Origin of the sequence: Tepidiforma sp. (genome assembly GCF_034432735.1) — a bacterium.
Classification (GTDB): domain Bacteria; phylum Chloroflexota; class Dehalococcoidia; order Tepidiformales; family Tepidiformaceae; genus Tepidiforma.
Genome location: NZ_DAOUBJ010000077.1, coordinates 1 through 6873, shown reverse-complemented (window position 1 = coordinate 6873; position 6873 = coordinate 1). Strand labels below are relative to the sequence as shown.

Below are 6873 nucleotides of genomic sequence, written 5' to 3'. Positions count from 1 at the left end.
GGCGAGTGACACTGTTGTTTTCCCCTCGGGATACCGAATACAACCAGGCGGTCGCGCTGAGAGAGTATTTGCTGAGGCGAGCCAAGGAGAGGTCCAGCTAACGAGCGCCCGCGACCCATGCGAGTGGTCAATGCCCAGAGGCGGTGGAGGGCGCGGATTTCGTTGCCGAGTGTATCACCGGCCCGGCGATGGCCTCGCCAGCTAGCCGCCGCGGGAGCGCCGGTACCGCAGGGCCACCGTCCCGTTGGGGAGCGGCGCTGCCGAAACGAGGTCGAGGTGGCGCGCCTCCCCCAACGACCCGTCGAACAGCCTCGGACCATGTCCTGCGATCCGGGGGTGCACCAGAAAGCGGTACTCATCGATCAGGTCGAGGGCATCCAGCGCCGCCCCGAGCGTAGCGCTGCCGACGAGGATACCGTTCGGCGTCGCCTCCTTCAGCCGCTGCACCGATGCGCGCAGGTCGCCCGCGAGGTGATAGCTGTTAGCCCAGGGAAAGGTGGCCCGGCGCGACGAGACGACGTACTTCGGCATCGCTTCCAGCTTGCGGGCCCACGCCTCCATCGCGGGCGGGGCAGCGAGCTCCCCCCGGGCTACGGCGGGCCAGTAGCTTTCCATCATCTCGTAGGTCACCCTGCCCCAGAGCAAGGCCCCGAATTCGTCGAGGAGGGCGGTATACCAGGCGTGGGTTACTTCGTCGGCCACTCCCTCCCGATGGTCGATGCAACCGTCCAAGGTAAGGTTCAGCGCGAAGACCAACACGCCCATCGCATCCTCCCTTCGAATCAGCGGACCCGCGCGTAGCGGAAAATCTGGGCACCGGTCGATGCGCGGGCCGTCGAGACGAGGTCGAACGTGAGCGGCTCCGCCAGGGCGGGGAAGAGCTTCGTGCCGGTCCCGAAGACGACGGGCACCATAGTCAGTACCAGTTCGTCGACGAGGTCGGCGGCGAGGAGCGATTGCACCATGGCGCGGCTCCCGTAGATGTAGACATACCCTCCCGGCTGTTGGCGTAGATCCCGCACCGTCGCGAGGAAGTCCTTGCCCCGGATGATCGTGGTCGGCTGCCAGGTGATCGCGTCCTCGCTGAGGGTATCGGAAACGACGTACTTCTGGACGCGATTGATCCAGTCGGCGAAGGGAAAGCCGGATTGCGAGGGCCAGGCAGAGGCCGACATGAGATAGGTATGGCGCCCCTGGAGGAGCGCATCGCTCTGCGCACTCAGTTCGCCGAACACGCCGCCGATGACCTCGGGGTCCATGTAGCGGGTCATCCAGTAGGCATGCGGGAAGCCGGCATCGACCTCGGCGATCGGCGCGCCCGGCGCCTGGACGACGCCGTCGAGGCTCATGAATTCGGTGACGAGGATTTTCACACGAGCTCCTGGAGAACGTGGTTCCCACTTTCCCGTGGGTCGGCGGCCCATCATAACCTGGAAATGAAGGACTTGTATAGTTCATCTATTCAGGCGTCGCCGATCGCCCCCGCAACGGCCCTCGAGGGCATCCCATCTGCGAAGAGGCCGAACGCGCTGCCCGCCGCCCGGCGACGGCCGTGCCGGTTCCCGCCTTCCGTGAATGGGCGGTTAACACGCGACCCCGTACCATCATGCGGCACACCACGAAGGAGGCCGCCGTGCAATCCTCCTCCGCCGATACGTTCGAGAGCTCCATCCTGAGGCAGCTCTCCACGCTCGACCGCTTCCTCCCGCTCTGGATCGGCCTCGCGATGGCTGTCGGCCTCGCCCTCGGCCGCGTCTTTCCCGACCTCAACGACCAGCTCGACCGGGTGAAGATCGACCAGACGTCGCTACCTATCGCCATCGGGCTCCTCGGCATGATGTACCCGGTACTCGCGAAAGTCCGCTACGACCGTATCCGCGATGTCACCACCGACCGCCCGCTGCTCGTTTCGTCACTCTTGCTGAACTGGCTGGTCGGCCCGGCGCTCATGTTCGCCCTCGCCTGGATCTTCCTGCCCGACCTGCCCGAATTCCGGACGGGCATCATCCTGGTGGGGCTCGCCCGCTGTATCGCGATGGTCCTCATCTGGAACTCGCTCGCCTGCGGCGATACCGAAGCGGCAGCCGTCCTCGTCGTGCTCAACTCCATCTTCCAGGTCGCCGCCTACGCATTCTTGGGCTACTTCTACCTCGAGACGCTCCCCGGGTGGCTCGGGCTCGAACAGACCGCTATCGACTTCGAGCTCTGGGACATCGCCCGCTCCGTGCTCATCTTCCTCGGCGTACCGCTCCTGCTCGGTGCGCTCACTAGCCTCATCGGCCGACGCCGAAAGGGCGATGCCTGGTACGAGCAGCAGTTCCTCCCCCGCATCGGGCCGTGGGCCCTTTACAGCCTGCTCTTCACCGTCGTCATCCTCTTCGCCATCCAAGGCGAAACCATCACCTCCCAACCGCTCGATGTCGTCCGGATTTCGCTACCCCTCCTCGCCTATTTCGCATGCATGTGGACGGTAGCGTTCGTGTGGGGACGGGCCCAGCGGCTCGATTATCCGAAGACGACGACCCTGGCCTTCACCGCTGCCGGCAACAACTTCGAGCTCGCGATCGCCGTCGCCATCGGCACGTTCGGGGTGGCCTCGGGGCAGGCGCTCGCCGGCGTCGTCGGCCCGCTCATCGAAGTGCCGGTTCTCGTCGGACTCGTCTACGTCGCGCTCTGGGCCCGGCGGCGCTTCTTCCCGCCCACCGCGTCGGCAGCATCCGCCCGCGCCTAACGGCGCCATAACTGGCACTCCCGCCACGCCCCGGCAGTCCGAATCTGCGCGACCACGGGCGCACCAGCGACGGTTGCCCCCGAGCTCGCACCGCACGGGGCTGCAGCTTCCCCTCGGGGCACGGCCCGACGCCGCGGCCTCCGCGACGGCGGCCTCCCATGCCATCCGACGAGATCCCACGCTGCCCCCGCCCCTCCGCCCCCGCGCCCCGCGATCTCCGACGCCGGCCCACGCCCGGGAAGTGCCGGACAAACAGTCTTCATCCACCTGCAATCCCCGGGCAACACGTTCCTCACCGGCCAGAAACAATCCCCCTTCAGCCTTGAAGCCCAAACGCCAGCGACCGGAGCGAAGCTGTATGGGGAACAAGATCGAGGAGATCAAACAAGCCAAGGACGGCTTGGATGTCCTGCCCGACATCCACCGCTATGCCCGGCTCGGCTTCGAGGCCATCCCTGCCGATGACCTGGAGCGGATGAAATGGTACGGCCTCTTTCACCGGCGCCAGACGCCGGGCTACTTCATGATGCGGCTCCGCATCCCCAACGGCATCCTCACCGCCCGTCAGGCGGCCGCCCTGGGCGAACTCGCGAACCGCTACGGACGCGGCAAGGCCGACCTGACCACTCGCCAGAACATCCAGCTCCGCTGGATCCGCATCGAAGATGTCCCCGCCATCTTCGCGACCCTCGACGAGCTCGGCATCGGCTATCTCCAGACGGGGATGGACAACGTCCGTAACGTGACCGGATGCCCCATCGCCGGCCTCGACCCCACCGAGGTGCTGGACGCTTCGCCCGTCGCACGGGCGATCCAAGAGGAGATCCTTGGCCGCAAAGCGTTCAGCAACCTCCCGCGCAAGTTCAATATCAGCATCGCCGGCTGCCGTTACGATTGCGCCCTTTCGCAGACGCACGACATCGGGTTGACGCCGGCCACCCGGGAAGGCGCCGTCGGCTTCAACGTCCGCATCGGCGGTGCGATGGGGGGCAAGTCCACCCATCTCTCTTGGGAGCTCGACGCTTTCGTTCCGCCGGAGGGGGTGGTCGCCCTCTGCCGTACCATCCTCGCCATCTTCCGCGACGAGGGGCTGCGCGAGAACCGGCAGCAGGCGCGGCTCAAATGGCTGGTGGAGGCCTGGGGCGTCGACCGCTTTCGCGCCGAAGTTGAGCGTCGGCTTGGCCAGCCGCTCCCCCCCGCCGGCCGGGACGAACTGTTCGCCTACGGAGGCGACCACCTCGGCGTGCGCCCCCAGAAGCAGGAAGGCCTCCGCTACGTCGGGTGCGTCGTGCCCGTCGGACGCATCACCGGCGACGATCTCATCGCCTTCGCTCGCCTGTCCGAGCGGTACGGCAGCGGCGAGCTCCGCCTCACCCAGGACCAGAACATCCTCATCGTCAACGTGCCCGAGGAGCAGGTGGCAGCCCTCCTCGGCGAACCGCTGCTCCAGCGGCATACCCCGTTTCCCGCGCCCGCCTTCCGGCGCCTCGTCTCCTGCACCGGCAACGATTACTGCCACTTCTCCCTCATCGATACCAAGGGCAGGGCGGTCGAGCTCGCCGAGCGCCTCGAGACCATCCTCCCCGAGGGCCGGCCGCTCCGCATGCACTGGTCCGGCTGTCCCCACGCCTGCGGCCAACACCACATCGCCGATATCGGCTTCCAAGCGGCCCGCGTCAAAGTGGATGGCGAAATCGTCGACGCCGCCGACGTCTACCTGGGCGGACGGCTCGGCAAGAACGCGCAGTTGGCCTCCAAAGTGCTCTCGGGCGTCCCCCTGAGCGAGCTGCCGGAACGGCTCCGACCGTTGCTCCAAGCGCTCGAGCGCGGCGACCGCTCCGAAGCGGAGGCCATCGACGAAGCCGCCGAGCCGACCACGGGCCTCCCGTCATGAAGCCCATGAAGCCGCCCCCCATTGCCCCCATCCCCGCAGCGGGCCGGCTCATCCCGTGCGACACCGTTCGCCACCCCGCTGACGCGACGCTTCGAACCCGTACCAGGAGGTTGCCATCATGATTCGCGACGGGATACGTCCCCCGAAGTTCGCCGACAAGTTCGCCCATCTCGATTTCGAGGCCGATCCCATGCCCGTGATCAGCCTCTACCCCATCCCGGAGTCGGCGGACCTCGGATCCCTCGTGCTCACCCTCTGCGGCTTGGATTGCCAGCCGCGCGCCTCGCGCTGGTCCGAGTGCGCCGATATCCCCCGCGTGCGCATGCGAGCACCCATCATCTGTTCGATTTTCAACTGGTCCGAAGTCGTGGAGTGGGAGGGCGTGCGCCTATGCGATTACCTGGATGCGGTCGGCCTCGCGGTGCCGCCGGAGGGGTACCTCGCCTTCTCGTCGCGCGATGGTCATTACTTCGAAACCCTGCCCGCGAGCATGGCCCGCGACCCGCGCACACTCCTCGTCACGGGACTGAACGGACAACCGCTCGCGCAGGAGTACGGTGGGCCGCTCCGGCTCGTGGTCCCCTTCCTTCAAGGGTACAAGAGCGTCAAGTGGCTGGGCGCCATCCGCGTCTTCCAACACGACCCGGCGGGGATCAAGCGGCTGCTCGGACAGAGCAAGACGGGCCTCTTGGGGCTCGCCTGGCGCGAGCGCTACGGCATCGAGCAGCCGGCGGGCGCCGACGGCCGGCCGGTGTAGCCGCCCGTCCCGACCCCGCGCCCACGCCGGGCGACGCTCGGCCGTCGACCTCGCCGCGCCCCGCTGCCGTGCACCAGCACGACCCCCGAAAAGGCCCCCCACCCGCCGACCCACCCGACGCCCGACCCACACCCTACGCCGAATCGCTCGCGGCGAGCCACCGCCGCCCCTCCTCGGTAATCTCCCACACCCCTTCAGGCGAGCCATGCTTCATCAGCCCCTCCTTGACGAGGGTGTTTCGGCACCATTGCGCGGTATTTCTCCAGCGGGGAGTCCGAGGTGCCGAACGGAGCGGCTCGTAATCGTGCTCCTTGAGAATCCCCCGCATCTTGGCACCGACCTTGTCGAGGACGTCGCCAATGGGGGCGCTCCCGCCGAGCTCCACCAGGGCCTCGAGGATCGGCCGGCGAAATTCGTCTTCCTGCGTGCGCAGACCTCGCCGCAGCTTCGCGCCCTGGGTTCGTGGCGTGGCTGCCTTTCGCGCGGCGATGCGTCCTCCGGTGAGCTTCTTCCATTCGCGCTGGAGCGCTCGGACTCTCTCCCGAAACTCGGTCAGCTGGGGGAGCGTATCCAGCGTCTGCCTGGCCTTCCGATCGTCTCCGGCACGAAACGCTTCGGCCCCCGACTCGCGGAGCTCGTTCACGACGAGTTCGATCTCCTCGATGAGGATATCGAAGGCGGTTTCCACCTCGTTCCAGTCCATCGTGCCTCCTCTCGGTAGCCCCCTCGCGATAGGCGAAGGCCGGGCGAGCGTCGCCCGAAGCGTGCGCCGGGATAGTAGCGGATCGGCCGTTCCGTGGCCGCGCCTGTGGAGTCCGCGGAGCTTCTTCGTTCGCGGCGACAGGTAGTGTCGCCTGCCAGCGCCAAGCCCCTACGCGCGCGGGCGAGCGGCGCTCGGACGGCGCCCCCGCGATGGCCGGCCCCCTCGCTCGGCGGCTTCGTCCGCGCCGCTCCGTTGGGCCGCGCCTCAGTTGAAGATGACGTAGCGGAACTGGCCGCCGGGCCTGCCCCGAACTTTGAACTCCCCGACCGTGACGCTCTCGACGTAGGGCTCGCGCTGGCGGTTCCCGCTCACGTACTGGAGCAGGATGACGCTGTTCGGCGTGACGTTCGGATCGGCGATCGTCAGCCGCCCGTTCGCCGGGAACGTGTACACGTTGGTCGAAGGAAAGACGCTGCTGCTCCCGGCTGGCCCCTGTGGCCCCTGTGGCCCCTGTGGCCCCTGCGGCCCCGCTGGCCCCGCTGGACCCTGTGGCCCCGCTGGCCCCTGCGGCCCCGCTGGCCCCTGTGGCCCCGCTGGCCCCTGCGGCCCCGGCGCCGGGGTTCTGGTGAATTCGAAGAGAATGAGGTCGTTATTTTGGAAGGGGTTGGGCGAGCTGGCCCCGGTGTTCGTCACCGAGAAATTCCGGTAGCCATTCGGCGTGGCCTTTGCGGTCAGATCGAAGGTCAGCCAGGCGTTCGTGGGGTCCCCAGCCTTCGAAAGCCGGATCT

Annotated in this window: 7 protein-coding genes; 3 read left to right on the top strand and 4 right to left on the bottom strand. The window is 67.6% G+C overall.

All coding sequences use genetic code 11. The features are described from left to right. Positions 1-201 precede the first annotated feature (201 nt). Together VAE53_RS07935 and VAE53_RS07930 are read right to left on the bottom strand one after the other, a co-directional pair. Entirely contained in the window at positions 202-765 is a 564-nt protein-coding gene (locus VAE53_RS07935; protein WP_322818833.1) for a dihydrofolate reductase family protein, read from the bottom strand. A 17-nt stretch (positions 766-782) separates the two neighbouring features. Beyond that, positions 783-1373, bottom strand: coding sequence for a dihydrofolate reductase family protein (locus VAE53_RS07930; RefSeq protein ID WP_322818832.1), 591 nt, complete (start codon positions 1371-1373; stop codon positions 783-785). Positions 1374-1633: 260 nt separating this feature from the next. Here VAE53_RS07930 and arsB point away from each other — a divergent pair, with 260 nt between their 5' ends. The 3 genes from arsB to VAE53_RS07915 all read left to right on the top strand — a co-directional run bounded on the left by arsB (position 1634) and on the right by VAE53_RS07915 (position 5382). Continuing rightward, complete coding sequence (gene arsB, locus VAE53_RS07925; protein ID WP_322818831.1) at positions 1634-2731, top strand: ACR3 family arsenite efflux transporter; 1098 nt, start codon at positions 1634-1636, stop codon at positions 2729-2731. 358 nt (positions 2732-3089) lie between these two features. Beyond that, positions 3090-4625, top strand: a complete 1536-nt coding sequence (gene cobG / locus VAE53_RS07920; RefSeq protein ID WP_322818830.1) for a precorrin-3B synthase — start codon at positions 3090-3092, stop codon at positions 4623-4625. 118 nt (positions 4626-4743) lie between these two features. Continuing rightward, on the top strand, positions 4744-5382 hold the full coding sequence (locus VAE53_RS07915; RefSeq protein ID WP_322818829.1) for a molybdopterin-dependent oxidoreductase: 639 nt from the start codon (positions 4744-4746) through the stop codon (positions 5380-5382). A 133-nt stretch (positions 5383-5515) separates the two neighbouring features. Here VAE53_RS07915 and VAE53_RS07910 read toward each other — a convergent pair whose 3' ends face one another. Together VAE53_RS07910 and VAE53_RS07905 are read right to left on the bottom strand one after the other, a co-directional pair. After that, complete coding sequence (locus VAE53_RS07910) at positions 5516-6085, bottom strand: winged helix-turn-helix domain-containing protein (protein ID WP_322818828.1); 570 nt, start codon at positions 6083-6085, stop codon at positions 5516-5518. A 264-nt stretch (positions 6086-6349) separates the two neighbouring features. Continuing rightward, a partial coding sequence (locus VAE53_RS07905; RefSeq protein WP_322818827.1) for a hypothetical protein occupies positions 6350-6873 on the bottom strand: 524 nt, incomplete at its 5' end.